The following is a 19,248-nucleotide window of genomic DNA, read 5'->3' as shown; positions in this document are numbered from 1 at the left end:
CTTTCTAGTTAGTTTGCTAGAAAGTTACTAAGGGAAATTTCATGAAAGATTTGAGCAAAATTACCGAAATTGAAGACCTACGACAAGTGGCTCAACGCAAAATACCGCGTATGTTTTATGATTATGTTGACTCAGGGTCGTGGACACAGACAACGTATCGCAATAATGAAACGGACTTTGATCGCATTAAGCTCCGTCAGCGGGTATTGGTCAATATGGAAGGGCGCTCACTTGCCACCGAAATGCTTGGCTCGCCAGTAAAAATGCCGGTCGCTATTGCACCTACTGGCTTTACGGGCATGATGTGGGCAGATGGCGAGATTCATGCAGCACGAGCAGCAGAAAAATTTGGCGTCCCGTTTTCACTATCAACGATGAGTATTTGCTCCATTGAAGATGTTGCCGAACATACCAGTGCGCCCTTTTGGTTTCAGCTTTATGTGATGCGCGACCAAGAATTTATGGCAAATCTCATCCGCCGCGCCAAAGCCGCCAATTGCTCAGCATTAATCTTAACCGCTGACTTACAAGTGTTAGGGCAACGTCATAAAGACATTAAAAATGGTCTATCCGCGCCACCAAAACCAACACTTGCCAATATTTTAAACTTGATGACCAAACCTGAATGGTGCATGAATATGCTTGGCACCAAGCGCCGCACCTTTGGTAATATCGTCGGTCATGCTAAGAATGTCGAAGACCTTTCATCGTTATCCGCATGGACGGCTGAGCAGTTTGACCCGGCGCTTAGCTGGGATGATGTGGCACGTATTAAGGATATGTGGGGCGGCAAGTTAATCATCAAGGGCATTATGGAGCCAGAAGACGCAGTATTAGCCGCGCGTAGTGGCGCAGATGCCTTAGTCGTCTCTAACCATGGCGGTCGTCAGCTAGACGGTGCGCCCTCCTCCATTGCTGCACTTAGCGATATCGTGCAAGCGGTGCGTGCTGAGAACAGTCAGATTGAGATTTGGCTTGATAGTGGTATTCGCTCTGGTCAAGATGTGCTTAAAGCCATGGCATTGGGTGCCAATGGCACGATGATTGGGCGCGCATTTTTATACGGTCTTGGCGCTTATGGCGAAGATGGCGTGCGCCGCGCTCTTGAGCTGATTTACAATGAATGCGATATTACCATGGCGTTTTGTGGTCATACGGACATTAACCAAGTGCGTGATGATATTTTGGTTAAAGGCACGTATGAACATCTTAAAACAGCGCTGCCTTATGTCGCGCCAATGCGCTGGTAGCTTTCTTTATGGTAGTCATACCCTTTATACTCTACCCATCATTTTTAACTAAAACCCAGCTTTATGACGATTCAACAGCTTTTTAAAACTGCCCCGGTCACGACCCTATTATTGGTCTGCTTTATTGGCTTATATATCTTACAAGTATTGTCTGGTATGGATGCCAATAATCCATCGACAGAAGCGCTGCTCAAATGGGGCGCAAATGCACTGCCCTTTACCATGGGTTTTGAGCCTTGGCGCTTGGTAAGTAGTGCATTTTTGCACATTGGTTTGATGCATTTATTGTTTAATTGCTTTGCCATGTACTTTTTTGGGCAAATTGCTGAGCCGATGTTTGGCTCCAGTAAATTTTTGGCACTGTTTTTATTGACTGCTATTGGTGGCAATCTTCTTAATAATTATATTACGTGGCAAGGTATTGTAGAGGGTAGCGCCCAGCCCGGCATTTCAGCGGGTGCGTCTGGCGGCATTATGGGTATCGGGGCAGCGTTATTGATCGCGGCACTGTTTAAAATATCCGTCAACGGTATGGTACTCAATCTTAAAAGCTTAGTGCTGATAATGGGTATTAATTTAGTTTATGGCTTTGCGGTGCCGGGGATTGATAATGCGGGACATATTGGCGGTGCGATAACGGGTTTGGTCATTGCCTTGGCTATCGGTATTGTCCATCGTCAGCGCATGAGCGCTCAGCAAGCGTCTATACCGCCCTATCAAACGGATTATATTCATTATTCAGCTGATGGCAATATCAATATTCAGCCGTCTTTTGATATGCAAAATAGTAATCATTCTACGTCTAAGCCTGCTATGATTTGGCAACTGCTGCCATGGCTTGTAATGCTGGCTATCTCGATTAGTTTTTTTCTGTGGTGGCAAGATATTCATATTCAAATATTACGAGCATTATCAGCTGGACAATAATTTTCCGTCATTTCTCCCTACTCCTTTATGAGACTTAACTATGTCTAAAGCATCGACTTTAACCAACGCTATCACCTCTATTCTTAGCACTCGTACCTTGTTAGGTGCTTTAACGGCAACAGCATTATTGAGCACTGCTGGCATGGCAAATGCAGCGCCCTTTAAAAACCTACCTGCTGATCCCAATGCAGAATTAAGCGTTGGTGCAAACGTAATCATTAACAACTCAGCTTATGACGTCGATGGCGCAGAAGTGCTGGTGTTACCGGGCGTTTTTTATGATAATAATAAATTCTACGCTCGCGGTGCTCAAGCAGGTGCTTATCTTATCAATGATGGTACCAATCAGTTGTCTGCCTACGCACAACTTGCGGGTAGTAAGTTTGACCCTGATGATGCCAATGGTGCACTAGCGGGTCTTGATGAACGTAAAGCATCAGCGGCTGCTGGTATCACATATCTGCGCCGTACGCCTATTGGTGGCTTCCGCGGACAGTTCGCCACTGATATTTTAGGTCGTAATGATGGTAATTTAGCTCGTTTAACTTACCTTGCCAAATTTACTAAAGATAAATTAACCGTCTATCCAAGCGTGGGCCTTGAATGGCATGACGAAAGCTATAACGACTATTATTATGGCGTAAGCAACAAAGAGTCGGCGCGTACAGGCGTTGCTGCTTACTCACCTAGCCAAAGCTTTAACCCTTACGTTAGCGTCAGCGCCAACTACGATATTAATGAGAAATGGGCAGGCTTTGCCAGTCAAACGTTAGATTATCTCTCAGATGAGCAATACGACAGCCCAATGGTAGACTCGCGTACTGAGTCAACGACTACGCTTGGTTTGCTTTATAAGTTTTAATTTTTTAGATTTTTAAAGCGTAAAAAAATTTTGTATTATTGACAAAAATTTTACTGCTTTATTTTAGGAGATGCAATGGACAAGCTTACTGAAGTCATGCAAATTGATTTTGAAGAATTTCATAACAGCCGTAAAATAGAGCGAGCTAAGAGCTTTGCTAGTGCTACTGGAATGCATGTCAATCATAATGAATATCCATCTTATTTTTTTGGCAATCCTGATGCAAAATTTGTACTGGTGCACCTTAACCCAAAGCAAAAAGACAATTATTCTGATAAGTATGAAGAAGAGTTTAAACATAAAAGCTTCAACGAATATCTTTGTTTTCATCGGAATTATGGAAAATTTAAATATGGCGAATTAGCAACGAAAAAAAGTAAGTCGAGGTTTGATTCAAAACAAGTTAATTTTATAAAGCCCTTTAATGTTATAGATCTAAATGATAACGATGCGTTTGTGAATCTTGAAAAAGTCATAGATGATAAGTTACAGCTTGAACTTATACCTTTTGGTTCAGACTCATTTAAAACTAATTTGATGCAGCTAAGTACTTTAGTACCCTATACTGACTTGCTTTTAGACACAATTACTCAACAAAAACGTGATTATGTTATTTTTTGCGGAAAGGTATTTGATATTTTGCTAAAGGATTACGTTTTAAATAGAAAAGACTATAGTTTTAAGTTACAGAAAAAAGACGGTACAACTGCTAAAAATAATGTTAATTTTTCTAAGATAGTTTTAACTTATAAAGGAAAGAAAATCAATGCAGGTATTGCTCAATCTTTCGCCCAACAAGGACTGACTGGGGCAATTATGAAAGAGTATGGTAGAAAATGTTATGAGTTATATAATTAATAGTTACTAATTTTTGGCAAAGGATTCAGTCAAAAGATAATTGATACTATCAATAAAAAGACCTTGTCACACTACATGACAAGGTCTTTTTCTACTTAAAACAAAAATCTAAATTAAGAAGGATGCACCATATCTTCAGGCGTCACCCACTCATCAAACTGTGCTTCAGTTAATAGCTCTAATTCAACTGCAACTTGCTTCAAAGTTTTGTTTTCTTTATAAGCCGTTTTAGCAATTTTAGCCGCATTTTCATAACCAACATGACGGTTCAATGCAGTCACTAGCATCAACGAGTTATGCAAAAATTCATCGATTTTATCTTTTACTGGCTCGATACCGACCGCACAATTATCATTAAAGCTATTACACGCATCGCCCAATAACTGGATTGATTGTAATAAGTTATAAGCGATAACCGGTTTAAAGACGTTTAGCTCAAAGTTACCTGACGCACCTGCCATATTAATGACGGTATCATTACCCATCACTTGTGCAACCACCATCGTCATCGCTTCTGACTGGGTTGGGTTCACTTTACCCGGCATGATAGACGATCCTGGCTCATTCTCAGGAATCGTCAGCTCGCCCAAGCCGCAACGAGGACCTGATGCCAACCAACGCACATCATTAGCGATTTTATTTAAACTTGCAGCGACTGTTTTTAGCGCACCAGATGCAAAGACTTCGGCATCACGAGCGGCTAATGCTTCAAATTTATTTGGTGACGTTACAAATGGTAGATCCGTTAAGGTCGCCAATTGCTCAGCGGCTTTTACCGCATAATCAGGATGCGCATTAAGACCTGTACCAACTGCTGTGCCGCCAAGTGGTAACTCATACAACCCTTGTAACGCATTATCAATACGCACGAGAGAATGATCAAGTTGACTGACATAACCGCTAAATTCTTGACCTAAAGTTAAAGGCGTGGCATCTTGTAAATGGGTACGACCAATTTTAACGATACTATCAAATTCTTTGGCTTTGCTATCCAAAGTAGCACGTAATGCCTTGATAGCTGGGATAAGTAAGCTGTTAATTTGTCGCGCAGCAGCCACACGAATCGCAGTTGGGAAACTGTCATTCGTGGATTGTGCATGATTGACATGGTCATTTGGGTGGATCGGCTGATAGCTACCACGGGCATTACCAGCGATTTCGTTGGCACGGTTGGCAAGCACTTCGTTCATATTCATGTTCGACTGCGTACCAGAACCAGTTTGCCATACGACTAATGGGAATTGATCAGTCAATCCACCATTAATCACTTCATCAGCGGCTTGCACGATTAAATCGCGCTTATCATCGTCGATACGGTCAAGACTAGCATTGGTAATTGCCGCAGCTTTTTTGACCATTGCCATGGCTTCAATCATTGGACGCGGCAGAGTCTCGCCACCAATCTTAAAGTTCTCACGGCTACGCTGGGTTTGCGCGCCCCAATAGGCATCTGCCGGAACTTCCACGTTGCCCATGGTATCTTTTTCGGTACGAGTTGCCTGATTCTGTGTCGACATAACTGTCCTCTTTGATGATTGATTGCGAGAAAAAAGAGCCTAAATTGTAGCTCATCTGACTAACCGTGCGTGTTATTTACAATATAATAGCATGACTTATCACAAATATCTCACGGACAGCATAAGGTCCTAATGACATTTTTACAAATATAACAATATACGCTGTATCACTAATACCCATTATCTATAGTAAAAAACGAATTTGTTACTCTAAAATTATGGTTTACATTAAAAAGGTAATCAAAATATGATAACCAATCTTAGCGCTCGTGGTATTGCTAATTATGAGGTTGCTCGTCGCGATGACGAGCATCTACCTCTGCCACCCGTTATAAATAATCCGCCTAGACGCCAGTTTACTCGCCAGCGCCGTGAGTTAACCGATAATCAGCGCCAACACTTTGCCCGTGCTGCCAGTTTGCACCTGAATAAGCTACAACAGCGCCTGCCTGCTCATGCGCGTATTGGCTTATATTATGATGGTTTTGGTGAGCTACCAACTCAGCCGCTATTAAACTGGTGTCAGCGTCTGAACTATCAACCCTATTTACCAGTCGTTGGCTCCCTCAGTCAACATGATAAACGTCTGCGCTTCGTGCCAATCTATCAAAAAAAACTGCTCAATATTCCAACCCGAATCCATAATCTTGGCATGAAGCAAAACCATCATAGAAGACTACTGTGGGCAGATGAGCTCGATGTTATTATTTGTCCGCTTACCGCTGCTGATACACAGGGCAACCGTATGGGCATGGGTGGCGGGTTTTATGATAGGACGCTGGGCAAAATCTATCGTTCTGGCGCAAAAAAGCCATTAAAGATAGGCTGGTGTTACGATTTTCAAGTGGTAGAACAGTTGGCAAGGCATCCATGGGATGTGCCGCTTGACGGATTGATTACGCCTAATGGCATAAGGTGGTTTTAATGGACAGTAAAAAGCGGCAAGACATAAAATCTAGCGCCGAGCACGTTGAGCAGCACTTACAAACGCTAGAGAAAATCGATGTCACAGAGATTCTGTATTACAGTCAAGAGCAGTCTTTTAGCGCTGAGGAGATTGGAAAAGTGATTAACGAGCAACGCTTAACTGATCTACTGGAACAAAGCGATGCATTTTTGAGTAGTTTGAATGGTGAACTCAAGGATTTTGATAAATAGGAATAATAGGTAAGAATGATAAATATAGCCATTAGATAAACGATGAGATTAAAAAAGCGAGCATAATTTATAGTTATACTCACCTTTTTATAGCAGTTTGAAAAGCTATGTCACTGTTTAAAGCACTTGTTATTATAGCGTATTTTATTCAACAATTATCTTATTAAAGCACCATTGCCGCAATCCAACCAAATATCAATAACGGAATGTTGTAATGGAGAAAGGTTGGTATCACACTGTCCTTAATATGATCATGCTGCCCATCGACGTTTAGACCAGAAGTCGGTCCCAACGTTGAATCAGATGCAGGCGAACCGGCATCACCAAGCGCGCCAGCCGTACCGACAATTGCAACCGTAGCCAATGGCGAAAATCCTAGCGAAATACACAACGGCACATAAATCGCTGCCAAAATCGGAATGGTCGAGAATGACGAGCCGATGCCCATCGTCACGATTAAACCTAGCAATAGCATAACAAAAGCTGCCATTGCTTTATTGCCACCGAAAACATCCGTGGCACCGTCTACTAAAGGCTGAATTTGCTCGGTCGCTTTCATGACTTCAGCAAAACCTTGCGCGGTAATCATAATAAAACCAATCATCGCCATCAGCTTGATACCGTCATTAAAAACCGTATCGGCGTCACGCCACTTGACCACGCCCGTTGCCATAAAGACGCCAAAGCCAAACATTGAGCCAAGCAATAATGAGTCGGTGTACATCTGCACGACAAAGGCGGTGACAATTGCCGCTATCGCAACCAGTGTTTTCATCTTGGTTTGCGCTTGTGCGTGAGCAGCAGTTTTACTTAACGCATCATTCTCCAACGCCTCATCATGTGCCGCTTTATCCATTGCTAATTGCTTATAGTGACGTGGCTTGCGATAACTAATAAATACGGCGGTTAGTAAACCGACTAACATCCCTAAAGCTGGAATTGCCATCGCTTTAGTGACTGAGATATTACTGACATCAATGCCCGCTTCGCCGACATTTTTTAGCATGATTTGGTTGAGATAAATATCGCCAAACCCATAAGGAATGAACATATATGTCGTCACCAAGCCAAAGGTAATCAGACACGCAATTAAGCGTCTATCAATATGCATCCGGTTAAATGCCAGTAATAAGGGCGGCACGAGTAGAGGAATAAAAGCAATATGAATGGGAATAAGGTTTTGGCTAAAGCAGCTCATCATAACCAGACCGGCAAATAGCATATATTTAATCATACCGCTCGTGCCACCAGCATCAATACGCTTAATTACCGCGCCTGCCAGCGACTGCGGCAAGCCCGAATGTGCAATCGCTACTGCAAACGCCCCAAGTAAAGCATAAGACAGTGCAATCTGTGCGCCATTCTTGATACCATCTTGAAAGGCAGTTAACGTGTCGGTCAATCCCATTCCCGCTATCAACCCACCAGCGATTGCACCAATCAGTAAGCTCAGTACCACATGTACCCGCGCCAGTGACAGCCCTAACATAATAACTACTGCCAGTAGCACCGCATTGATTGTCATATTTTTCCCTTTTTACTCTGTAATTTATTACTTGGCTTTTAACCTGTTTCTTAATGCTATTGGCTTAAATATTGACGCTAATTTTTTACAATAGCGCTGCCTATCATTAAGACGCGCGCCAGTTTACCTGATTTTCATATCAAAACCTACGCGCACAACCTAACAATAGGCAGTCAATCACCACTATTTTTAAGCCTGTTGAATGACGAGCCTTGCAATTTTTATTGGGGTCACCATTTATTTAAACATGAGCTACCAACTTGACTTTGCAAGTCTGGTTAATAAGGAAATAGAAGATATGACTGACTATAATATTGATAAAGACAACGTTGACATTGAGATCGACACTGACATTGATAATAAAATCGACGCTGAAAGCAAGATTGTTACTAAAGGCGAAGAAGAAAACGAGTCTGTAACCACAGACGATACCAAGCCAGACGATACTAAGCCAGAGAGTTACTTACCGCTACTTGCGCTACGAGACGTCGTTGTCTATCCACATATGCAAATTGCGTTATTCGTTGGTCGTGCGCCATCGGTTAAAGCGGTTGAATTGTCGCAAGCCGAATATGGCGATAAAGTGTTGGTCGTTGCACAAAAAGATTCGCTCACCGAAGATATTGACCAAGACAACTTATACCAATATGGCACCGTTTGCCGCATCGTGAGCACCATGCCGCATGACAGCGATGAGAACTGCATTAAAGTCCTTATCGAAGGTCAATACCGTGCGCGCGTCGATGCGCTAGAAGACCATGATGACGTGTTGATGGCGAAGTTTGAGCGTGCTGACCTTGATGTAGCAATGGATGACAGTCAGCAAAAAAACACCATCAAGGCCTTAACAGGTTTATTTGAAAGCTATGCCGATGCGCGGTTGCGTAACGCGCGTGAGCTAACGCGAGTGGCTAAACGTATCGATGATTTGCTAGAGCTGGTGTACTTTATCTCTACTCGCGTATCGATGGATTTAGACGTTAAACAATCGTTTTTGGAAAAAGACGATCTCAAAGCGCATATTAATACTTTGACTGAATATTTGGTCAAACAAAGCGCGGAACAAAATATCGAGCAAGACATTCAAGACGCTGTCCGTCAGCAAATGGAAGACAATCAGCGCGAATACTTCTTAAATGAGAAGATGAAAGCGATTAAAAATGAGCTGTCAGATATGAATGACGGCGCATTTGATAGTGATGATGATATCAGTGAACTTGAACAGCGCCTTGAAGATGCTGACTTACCAGAAGATGTACGTAAAAAAGCCGATCAAGAGATGAAAAAGCTCAAAATGATGCCACCAGCATCATCAGAGTCATCAGTCGTCCGCAACTATATTGAGTGGATTTTAGACACTCCGTGGAACGCGACGACTAAAGTATCCATCAACCTTGATAAAGCCAAAACTATCTTGGATGAAGACCATTATGGCTTGCAAGATGTGAAAGACCGCATCTTGGAATACCTCGCCGTACAATCACGTGTGAAAAAACTGCGTGGTCCAATTCTGTGCTTAGTGGGTCCTCCAGGTGTGGGTAAAACGTCATTGGGTGAATCTATTGCACGCGCGACTGGGCGTAAGTTTATCCGTATGGCGCTGGGCGGCGTCCGTGATGAAGCTGAAATTCGTGGTCATCGCCGTACTTATATCGGTGCGATGCCAGGTAAAATCGTCCAATCACTAGCAAAAGCCGAAGTCAAAAACCCGCTTTTTTTGTTAGATGAAATCGATAAAATGGCGCAAGACTTCCGTGGTGATCCTGCATCAGCATTGCTAGAAGTGCTTGACCCGTCACAGAACCATAGCTTTAACGACCATTATTTAGATATGGATTTGGACTTATCACAAGTCATGTTTATCTGTACCGCCAACAGTATGGACATTCCAGCCGCCTTGCTTGACCGTATGGAAGTTATTCGTCTACCGGGTTATACGGAAGATGAAAAAGTAAGTATTGCAAAAAAATATCTGGTGCCAAAAGCCATTAAAAATAATGGTCTAAAAGAAGGCGAGATTGAGATTGTTGAAGCGGCACTACACAGCATCGTGCGCAGTTACACTCGTGAAGCAGGCGTGCGTAATCTCGAACGTGAAGTAAATAAAATCTGTCGAAAAGTCGTTCGCGGCGCAGTTGAAAATCATGGCGCCCGTGCACCGAAAAAAGATGAGCGTCAGCTAATTGTGGTTGATGATACCAACATTGATGACTATCTCGGTGTGCACCAATATGACTACGGTCTAGCTGAAGAAGAGCCGGAAATTGGTCGCATTACTGGATTGGCTTGGACACAGGTTGGCGGCGAGCTACTTACTATTGAAGCCGTTGCCATGAAAGGTAAAGGTGAACTTATCGTCACCGGCTCACTCGGCGACGTGATGAAAGAGTCTATTCGCGCAGCAATGAGTGTGGTTCGGGCGCGTGGTGACAGCTTAGGTATCGACTATGAAACCTTTAAAAACACTGATGTCCACGTCCATTTGCCAGAAGGTGCCACACCAAAAGATGGTCCGTCCGCTGGTGGCGCGCTAACAACGGCGTTGGTATCTGCTCTAACGGGTATTGCTATTCGTCCCGATATTGCCATGACGGGTGAAATCACCTTACGCGGTAAAATCCTCCGTATTGGTGGTCTAAAAGAGAAATTATTAGCAGCTCATCGTGGTGGTATTAAGCACGTCTTGATTCCAGCCACCAATGAGCGTGACTTAGCCGATATCCCTGATAACGTTAAAGCAGGTCTGACCATTCAGCCTGTAGCGACAATTGATGAGATATTAAAAGTGGCATTGATCAGTATGCCAAAGCCAATCAAACCTGCTAAAGTCACGGTTGATAAAACCAAAGGTCAAGCGCTGCATAATTAATCATAACCGCTATAGTTAATTCATAATCGCTTGATAGTTAATATTAAAAAAGTCGCTTATCACGAAGATAGGCGGCTTTTTTTGGTAATAATAAGCAACAATCTTATTAAAATATCATGCTATATTTTGGACAAATGTTTATTTGGTAATAATAATAATGTTAAACCGTTCAGCTCTATACGTATGTTCAGTTGTGTCGTTTTCAATAGGTCTAATAGGCTGTCAATCCACTTCTGTTGCAAAGGCTCAGCTGACCGCTGCCATCATCAATACAACCCCTATTCAAAATAACTCTAAAATTACAGACGAGACGACAGTAAAAAACGCCTTACCTACTCATACTGACTTATCTATTACTAACGAGCTGTTAGAGCGCTACAACTGGCGTTTGGTTAGCGCTGTTCATAATACTTTTGATGATAATAGAAAGATTATATCTCGACAGCCTATCAGTGATTTTTATTATCCTAACCATCCTATTTCACTCGAATTTAGAAATAGTCCAGACGGTCCATATGTTGCTTTTAATGCAGACTGCAATGGTTCTAGTGCGCCCTATTTTCTGTTAACAGATAATACTTTCAAGGTAAGTAACATCCTTAGTTCCGCGATAAATTGCGGTGAAACAGGCAATCGCATTGAGACCGCATTATTTGATTTCATGCGCAATAGTAGTAGCCAGTTAACTTTGAGCTTGCAACCCAAAAAACTGGAATCAAAAAACCAAACTCAGTTTCCACGTTACAACCTATTGCAAACGATGGAATCAGGCGAAACCTTAGTTTGGCAAAATGAAGAAAAACCACAGCGTTAATCCAAATTTAGAACGCAAAAAAGCCGAGCAATAAATGCTTGGCTTTTTTGTTCATATTGACTGTGTTTTAACCATCCATAAATCTTATGAAAAAACAGCTTATTTAATCGTCACCGTCAGATAATAAGGCTTAGGCGTGTTACCGTCGCGCGCTTGATTGCGCGGTTGTAATACACGAATGGTATGCTTGCCCGTTTTATCAAGGGTTACCGTTTGCGTGCTTAAATCTGGCGAATTGGTGCTGTATAGTACCGGATATAAATCATCGCTACCAATAATGGTCGCACTTACCTTTTGCCCTTTTTTAGCATAAAAATAGTATTCGCAATAATTACTGCCCTTCACCGCACCAGCTCGGTTAATGTCATAGCGACCTTTATCCATACGTAGTTCTTTAACGCCACAATCTGCCGAATAATGTAAATCACCAGTTTGCGTTGCTGCTTGCGCAGTTACAGTCCCTGCGCCTAACATACCCATAACCAATGCAGTAGAGCCTGCTAACTTAAACAAAGCTTTCATAGTCATTCCTAATTATTATTAAACGTTTATTTTGCGGTACTGTTGGCTCAGTTACCATTTCATTTCGTCATCTTTTCTTAAGCGAACGTAAAGTTACTATTTTTATATGTTGTATAAGACTTACATATATTAACGCTTTGTTGCGCTTCTAATGAATATCTAAGCTCAGGGCTTCGCTATACTGATTGCGGGTTTGAAAAACATTATGACCGTTCGTTCTACCTTGAGTGGTACTTGATACAATCAGTATTTGATAAAATTAAATATAAATGGAGATAATAATGAAAAAATTGATGCTTGTGAGTGCTTTATTATGTGGTTCTGCCTTAGCAATTACTGGCTGCCAAAGTACTGAAGGACAACTAAAAACTGGGAATACCTCTGGTCAGCCGACGCTAAAATCAACGATTAAAACCACTGATGCTAATCAGACTGAAGTCGGTCAAATGTTCTTACGTCCCGTTGATGGTGGAGTACAAGTGTATGGTAAGCTGATAAATTTGACGCCAGGGCAGACAGTTGCGCTGCACATCCATGAGACTGGAAGCTGTGCCAATATGGGTAAGGCGGCTGGAGGTCACTTCAACCCTGATAACAAAATGCATTCTCATCCTGACAATATGAATGGTCATGCCGGGGACTTGCCAAACCTAACGGCAAACGCTGACGGTGTTGCTACCATTAACTATGTGAATAAGAAAATATCTGCTGCCGAAGCAGGTAAATATAGTGTCAACCGCTTGGCTTTTATCGTTCATGGCGGTGCAGATGATTACGTCAGTCAACCAGCAGGGGCATCGGGTGACCGTATTGCTTGCGGTATTATCGAAAAAAATTAATAATATTTATAGTTAATGTTTCTTTAGTTAATAAAAAACCTCTTAATTAATAAGAGGTTTTTTATTGGACGGTATTTACAGCTTTAAAGATAAAGGATAAATTAATTATTCCTCTACCCATTCTCCGTTACGCCAGTAAATGCCCCAACGCGTGGCTTTACCGTTTTTCTCAGAGCCAATATATTGCTCTTTTTTCTTGCGTGACCAACGCAGGATTGTGGCATTACCATCAGGGTCTTGGTCGGGTCCAGCGAATAGATATTGGAACTTTTCTTCCATTTTATCTTTAATCTCACGCAGCTCAGCCAATTTTGGTGGACGTGTCTCACGAATTTTTGGAAACTTAGAAGCAGCTAAGAACATTCCAGCTGCGCCTTCACGCAAGATAAAATAATCCTCATGCTTGACCGACTTTAACTCTGGCAAATGAATAGGATCCATACGCGGTGGCGCAGCCTCACCTGTTTTTAGTACTTTACGTGTATTGTCACACTTTTGACAAGCAAAGTAAGGACCAAATCGTCCAGTCTTCAGCTCCATTTGTCCATCACATTTATTACAATCAATCGTAGGAGAATCTGAACCCGGAACTTCAAACTTACCTTCTTCTAAAATATAACCATCACAATCTGGGTTATTACCACACACATGCAGTTTCAGCCCGCCATCAACGATATAACCATCCATTGCTGTTGAACATTTCGGACAACGCTTTTTCTCCATCAAATCTTTAACTTCAGCTGCTTCATCATCGCTTTCTGAATCATCGAGATTGGCAAATGCTTCCACCGGCATCAAGTTCTTGGTGCCTTTACAACGCTCTTTTGGTGGTAAGTTATAGCCGGTACAGCCTAAAAATACACCCGTGGAGCCAGTGCGCAGCTGCATGGGACGATCGCATAAGTCACAATGTACATCGGGCACATCAGTTGGGTCATTCGGGCGCATACCATCTTTATCTTTGGCGTGCTCAAGTTTAACTTTAAAGTCATCATAGAAATTATCTAGAACAGCTTTCCAATCTTGTTCGCCTTCAGCAACATGATCAAGCTTGTCTTCTAACGCAGCAGTAAAGGTATAATCCATTAAATCTGGAAAACTTGCTGTTAATCTATCAGTGACAATATCGCCCATTTTTTCAGCAAACAGACGCTTGTTCTCAAGCTTCACATAACCACGATCTTGAATAGTCGAGATAATGGAGGCATAAGTTGAAGGACGACCAATACCTTTTTTCTCAAGCTCTTTGACCAAGCTTGCTTCTGTAAAGCGCGGTGCAGGCTTAGTAAAGTGTTGACTTGGATCTAATTTATCTAAAATTAGCTCATCGCCTTTTTTAACATCCGGCAATAAGGTATCGTCCGTTTTAGCTGGAGATAGCACTCTGGTATAGCCATCGAACACCATAGTACGACCGCGCGCTTTTAGTTCAACATCGTCAGCCCCTACGAATAAATTGACGGATAGATATTTAGCAGGTGTCATCTGACAAGCCACAAACTGACGCCAGATTAATTCATACAGACGAATAGCATCACGCTCGACCGCTTTCAGCTGGGTTGATTTTACATTGACATCAGAGGGACGAATCGCCTCATGCGCTTCTTGCGCGTTTTGCTTATTACCATAGAAGTTGGGCTTTTCTGGGACATATTTAGTGCCAAAACTTTCTTCGAGATAACTACGAACCGTAGCTAATGCATCGCCTGATAAAAAGGTCGAGTCGGTACGCATATAGGTGATATGACCCGCTTCATAAAGACGCTGCGCCAAAATCATAGTCTTTTTCACTGAAAAGCCCAAACGCGTACTGGCTGCTTGTTGCAATGTTGAGGTAATAAATGGCGCGCTAGGTTTTGACTGAGTCGGTTTTTCTTCACGCTCTTTAACAATATAGCTGGCAGAATTTAATACTTCTAAAACCTTATCGGTCTGTTCTTTATTGACCAGCTTCAGTGTTTTACCGTCTTGTTTCGTTACTTCTAAGCGAATAGCAATGTGCTCAGCGTCTGTGGCTGTTTTGGTTTTGCTGTCTGCGATATGAGTATCTGCAAAAATCTGCCAATATTCTTCTGGGATAAAAGCGCGGATTTCATGTTCACGCTCAACGACTAGACGCATTGCTACCGACTGCACACGACCTGCGGAGAGACCACGAGCAACTTTTTGCCAAAGTAGCGGCGACACCATAAAGCCAACCACTCGATCCAAAAAGCGTCGCGCTTGCTGCGCATTAACACGGTCAATATCGAGTTTTGACGGCTGTTTAAAGGCATTTTGAATGGCGGTTTTGGTAATCTCATTAAAGACCACACGCTCATATTTACTATCAGCACCACCAATCACTTCTTTGAGATGCCACGCAATGGCTTCCCCTTCTCTATCCATATCCGTTGCCAAATAGATTTTATCTGCGTCTTTGGCTAACGCTTTCAGCTCTTTGATGACTTTAGTTTTGTTCGGTAGCACTTCATAGACCGCCGCCCAACCATGCTCAGGGTCAACGCCCATACGGCGCACCAATGCTTGCTGGGTTTTTTCTTCTTTGCTTAAGCTCTCGTCTTTTTTAGTCGTTGGCACCTTTTTGGCACCTTTACTGGCACCCACTGGCAAATCTCGCACATGCCCGATACTAGAGCGTACGATAAAGTCATTGCCCAAATATTTATTAATCGTTTTTGCCTTGGCGGGTGACTCGACAATCACTAACGATTTGCCCTTGGCACTATTGTTAGGCGAGTCAGCCGATTCAGCAGTAGAGGTTGCGGTTTTTGTACTTGTGGTTTTTGCCATGTGTGACGACACCAGAATAAATGAGTTAAAATAAATGAATTAAAAGTGATAGAAGTTAGCAGCGGTGCCTGTTAGTTGTGATTATTAATTTATTATCAGGGGTGCCGCTTATAAAAAATACTTATGAAAATAGGTCATAAAATAAATATAAGCTGTTAAGCATAGACAAACTTATCAAGACGTTACACTGCTAAGAGTTACGATGTCAACCGTAAATAAATACGAAGCACTAAAAACCACCTGGCTTATAAAGGATAAATATCAACCAAATCGTCATTTATTGTTTTTAAAAAATGACCTGTTCAGCTGAAAATGTCACGACCATGATATGACGTGTAACCTTCACTCAAAAGTTTTTGTTGAGCATTTTGCTATTAACACCCTGACTGTTAATGCCACGGCTATAAACATCATTCCCATCCATATCTCTACTATCATAAGGACGACGCGGACTTGCCTGCATTTGCAGCGCCCATTGTTCTAATTGTGCTTTAAGCACCAATAAATCGGGTTCAATCTCAAATGACTTATAGCTTGGATTGGTCGATGGACGCACATAGGCGATATCTTCCCAATAGATAACAATACTATTGGCTTTAATCAATAGCGCTTTGACAAATGGCTCAATTGATGCCGGTAATTTCAACGGTGTTTTATCCAGATAAAAGCTTGAAGGCATGGTTTGATTACTGTCCGTTAAGCTCGTATCAGGACGCCATTGTCCATCAATCGCCTGATAGCGGCTGTGTGGCATTTGTACATTGTCCAGCACTAAGCCATATTGCCCAAGCATACCGCGACCGTATTCATGGTCTTTTCCTTTGACCCAATCTGGACAAGCGACCAGCTTTGGGTTTAGACCCAGCCGCCGTGCGGTCATGCGCAGCCTGTCCAAGCGCTGATCAATACCACTCGGTTTGAGCGCCATCATACTCCCTAATACGAATAGTACAATGGCAACAGCAATCCATATTCCCATGACAATCTAGCCTTTTAGCTGAATTAAATGTTCACTGTTAATACATTACAATAGCCAGTGTTAAGAGGTCATTATAAGTATTTACTATTACAAGTACTTGTAAACCATTACTTAAATAGGTATCAGACGTTAGAAATCAAGCTAATACAATTATCTAGCAGTCGTATTTTCAACCGCAAACTAACTATTTAATCTTAGATATCAAGCATTTGAGAACAATAAAAATAAATTTAACAACAAGATGTCAAACATTGCTGACAGTAAAAAATGCTATGATAAACCATAATTTTAAATGCGCGCAGGTTTATTATGACTAATATTATAAAAACATCGCCCCTGCTTTCGGTTTCGACTATTAACTCTATCTATAAATTTAAATCATGGTCTGCGTTCTCGTTAATGGGGGCAGCGCTATTTGCCTTGTCCGGCTGTGCAACGACTCAGAGTCTAACGCCGCAGCAGTGCCAAGCTAGTAACTGGCAAGAGGTTGGTTATGTAGATGGGCTGCGCGGTCGCTCAGGAGATTACTTCGGTCACTATATTAATAGCTGCGCAAGCGTCGTCGGTGCAATGCCTAATCGTATAATTTGGGAACAAGGTCGCCAGCAAGGAATTAAAAAGTACTGTACGGAGCTAAACGCTTATAAACTTGGTCGTGAAGGTTATGATTGGCAGCCTGTTTGTCCTCTGAACGGCATTGAAAAACTAGAAGAGGCATACTCACAAGGGCGCTACTATTATATTCGCCAGCGCGATTTGGATAACTTACGTGCGCCTTATCCATTTGGTTATGGCTCTGGACGTTTTGGCTATCCTTATCGCCCCTTCGGTTACGGCTGGTAATGGTTTGCTTCGATGATAAAGCTCAGCTTGCTTTAGTACGGCATTTCAATGGATATTTTCGAAGCAGATTAATACCGTATAATAAAGAAAACCTCACAGTGCTATTTCTGCGAGGTTGGAGGTAAGATTTATTATTATCGTTGTTCTTATTATTATTCTGCTTATTTTTTTACTGATTGCTGGCATTATCTACACTGCCAACTTACTTGTGTAACCCAACTTATAACGTTTTTCTTTTTAGCTTATTTTTTATGAACGCTTATTCATTAACAAAGGCAATTTTGCTCAGTCCTGCTTGGCTTGCCGATGCCAAAACTTTAGCGACACTATCATATTTACTGTCTTTATCCGCGCGCAGCTGAATAGCAGGGTCTTTACCTGAGGCACTTTCTTGCTGTAAGCGTATATCTAGCTCTTCCATCGTGATGGGATCGCTGTCCCAAAAAATACCAGCATCTTTATCAATACTGATTTGAATCACTTCTGGTGGCTGCTCATTGACTACGGCGCTGGTCTTTGGCAAGTCAAGCGGCACGGTGGGATTGAGTACTGTAGCGGTCAATAAAAAGATAATCATTAATACCAGCATGACGTCAATGAGCGGAATGAGATTCATCTCATTCATACCTTGTACGTCATCATCACCTAACTGAAATGCCATAGTGCTCTCAATAATGTTCTCAATTGTGTGTCATTTTTTATAACATAATCTGAATAACATGGTCTTAACTGCTTAAAGCTCGTTTTATGTTTGTGAGGTGGCAGGCTTACGATAGTCTGCTGACTGATGCGCAGAATTTTGTGTAGTGTTAGTATTGTTCACAATGGGTGCTGCTTGCGATTTAGATGCAGACTGATTTTGTCTCACAGCCAATTGAGCAGATTGTGCTAATAGTTCATGAGCGCGATCGTTGGCATGGTACATTACGCGGCGATTGATACGCACAGATAAGTTATAAAATATAACGGCTGGAATCGCAACCGCAATCCCAAGACCTGTCATAATGAGCGCTTCCCCAACTGGTCCTGCAACTTGACCAAGCCCTGCTTGACCACTAACGCCAATATTATGTAGCGCGTGAAAAATACCCCATACTGTACCAAATAGCCCAATAAATGGAGCGATAGCCGCAGTCGTACCTAAAATGGGTAAGCCCCGCTCACTGTTGTAGCGATAACGTCCAATATATTGCAGCAATGCTTGCTCTGTGATCAATCGACGCCCCGCAGCATCAAGCTCGGATATTACTGCATGTTTCTCTTGCAACTGTTGGCTTAAATCATCAGCCACTTGTATTGCCATCTTACGGCTTTGAATCACACGAATGATACCTGTCACCCAAGAGAGCACTGATAGCACCAGGAGCATAAAGAACAAGCTCTTGGTTACCATGTCGCTGTATTGCCAGTAGCTCATAAAGTCCATAGCAGATTCCTCAATAGATAATAAAGGGTGCACATACATAAACCTGCTGCGACTGGCGCTATTGAC

17 protein-coding genes are annotated in these 19,248 nt (G+C 42.3%); 10 read left to right on the top strand and 7 right to left on the bottom strand.

Translation table 11 applies throughout. The features are described 5' to 3' along the window. Positions 1-41 precede the first annotated feature (41 nt). The 4 genes from H2245_RS00935 (at position 42) to H2245_RS00920 (ending at position 3,897) form a co-directional block, all read left to right on the top strand. Complete coding sequence (locus H2245_RS00935; protein WP_182405147.1) at positions 42-1,250, top strand: alpha-hydroxy acid oxidase; 1,209 nt, start codon at positions 42-44, stop codon at positions 1,248-1,250. A gap of 63 nt (positions 1,251-1,313) precedes the next feature. After that, positions 1,314-2,177 carry a rhomboid family intramembrane serine protease gene (locus H2245_RS00930; protein WP_182405146.1) on the top strand — a complete coding sequence of 288 codons (864 nt, stop codon included), beginning with the start codon at positions 1,314-1,316 and terminating at the stop codon, positions 2,175-2,177. A gap of 40 nt (positions 2,178-2,217) precedes the next feature. Beyond that, on the top strand, positions 2,218-3,039 hold the full coding sequence (locus H2245_RS00925) for a MipA/OmpV family protein (protein WP_182405145.1): 822 nt from the start codon (positions 2,218-2,220) through the stop codon (positions 3,037-3,039). A 75-nt stretch (positions 3,040-3,114) separates the two neighbouring features. Beyond that, complete coding sequence (locus tag H2245_RS00920; protein WP_182405144.1) at positions 3,115-3,897, top strand: hypothetical protein; 783 nt, start codon at positions 3,115-3,117, stop codon at positions 3,895-3,897. 113 nt (positions 3,898-4,010) lie between these two features. Here H2245_RS00920 and fumC read toward each other — a convergent pair whose 3' ends face one another. Continuing rightward, entirely contained in the window at positions 4,011-5,414 is a 1,404-nt protein-coding gene (gene fumC, locus H2245_RS00915; protein ID WP_182405143.1) for a class II fumarate hydratase, read from the bottom strand. Positions 5,415-5,661: 247 nt separating this feature from the next. Between fumC and H2245_RS00910 the strand changes: the two genes are divergently transcribed. After that, entirely contained in the window at positions 5,662-6,339 is a 678-nt protein-coding gene (locus H2245_RS00910) for a 5-formyltetrahydrofolate cyclo-ligase (RefSeq protein ID WP_182405142.1), read from the top strand. Beyond that, positions 6,339-6,572 carry a hypothetical protein gene (locus H2245_RS00905; RefSeq protein WP_182405141.1) on the top strand — a complete coding sequence of 78 codons (234 nt, stop codon included), beginning with the start codon at positions 6,339-6,341 and terminating at the stop codon, positions 6,570-6,572. The genes H2245_RS00910 and H2245_RS00905 overlap by 1 nt, the downstream gene beginning before the upstream one ends. A 163-nt stretch (positions 6,573-6,735) precedes the next feature. Here the strand turns inward: H2245_RS00905 and H2245_RS00900 are convergent, their stop codons facing one another. Continuing rightward, the gene (locus H2245_RS00900; protein ID WP_182405140.1) at positions 6,736-8,097 is read right to left on the bottom strand and encodes a Na+/H+ antiporter family protein; all 1,362 of its coding nucleotides are present in this window, start codon (positions 8,095-8,097) and stop codon (positions 6,736-6,738) included. A gap of 298 nt (positions 8,098-8,395) precedes the next feature. Between H2245_RS00900 and lon the strand changes: the two genes are divergently transcribed. Both lon and H2245_RS00890 read left to right on the top strand, forming a co-directional pair. After that, a complete protein-coding gene (gene lon, locus H2245_RS00895; protein WP_182405139.1) occupies positions 8,396-10,966 on the top strand; it encodes an endopeptidase La in 2,571 nt (856 codons plus the stop codon). 193 nt (positions 10,967-11,159) lie between these two features. Further along, positions 11,160-11,780, top strand: a complete 621-nt coding sequence (locus tag H2245_RS00890) for a hypothetical protein (RefSeq protein WP_182405138.1) — start codon at positions 11,160-11,162, stop codon at positions 11,778-11,780. Between the two features lie 99 nt (positions 11,781-11,879). Here the strand turns inward: H2245_RS00890 and H2245_RS00885 are convergent, their stop codons facing one another. Beyond that, positions 11,880-12,302 (bottom strand): hypothetical protein, encoded by a 423-nt coding sequence (locus H2245_RS00885; protein ID WP_182405137.1) that lies wholly within the window; start codon positions 12,300-12,302, stop codon positions 11,880-11,882. 281 nt (positions 12,303-12,583) lie between these two features. Between H2245_RS00885 and H2245_RS00880 the strand changes: the two genes are divergently transcribed. Then, on the top strand, positions 12,584-13,141 hold the full coding sequence (locus H2245_RS00880) for a superoxide dismutase family protein (protein WP_182405136.1): 558 nt from the start codon (positions 12,584-12,586) through the stop codon (positions 13,139-13,141). A 105-nt stretch (positions 13,142-13,246) separates the two neighbouring features. On the opposite strand, the gene topA is transcribed toward H2245_RS00880, so the two are convergent. Together topA and H2245_RS00870 are read right to left on the bottom strand one after the other, a co-directional pair. Then, a complete protein-coding gene (gene topA, locus H2245_RS00875) occupies positions 13,247-15,934 on the bottom strand; it encodes a type I DNA topoisomerase (protein WP_182405135.1) in 2,688 nt (895 codons plus the stop codon). Positions 15,935-16,280: 346 nt separating this feature from the next. After that, a complete protein-coding gene (locus H2245_RS00870) occupies positions 16,281-16,913 on the bottom strand; it encodes a hypothetical protein (protein WP_259365023.1) in 633 nt (210 codons plus the stop codon). Positions 16,914-17,222: 309 nt separating this feature from the next. Between H2245_RS00870 and H2245_RS00865 the strand changes: the two genes are divergently transcribed. Continuing rightward, positions 17,223-17,756 carry a DUF2799 domain-containing protein gene (locus H2245_RS00865; protein ID WP_182405134.1) on the top strand — a complete coding sequence of 178 codons (534 nt, stop codon included), beginning with the start codon at positions 17,223-17,225 and terminating at the stop codon, positions 17,754-17,756. 259 nt (positions 17,757-18,015) lie between these two features. Here H2245_RS00865 and H2245_RS00860 read toward each other — a convergent pair whose 3' ends face one another. After that, entirely contained in the window at positions 18,016-18,417 is a 402-nt protein-coding gene (locus tag H2245_RS00860) for a biopolymer transporter ExbD (protein WP_182405133.1), read from the bottom strand. 84 nt (positions 18,418-18,501) lie between these two features. Next, a complete protein-coding gene (locus H2245_RS00855) occupies positions 18,502-19,182 on the bottom strand; it encodes a MotA/TolQ/ExbB proton channel family protein (RefSeq protein ID WP_182405655.1) in 681 nt (226 codons plus the stop codon). Between the last annotated feature and the right edge of the window lie 66 nt (positions 19,183-19,248).

Origin of the sequence: Psychrobacter sp. GP33, from assembly GCF_014119005.1 — a bacterium.
In the GTDB taxonomy this organism is placed as follows: domain Bacteria; phylum Pseudomonadota; class Gammaproteobacteria; order Pseudomonadales; family Moraxellaceae; genus Psychrobacter.
This window is presented reverse-complemented; position numbering and strand designations above follow the sequence as displayed.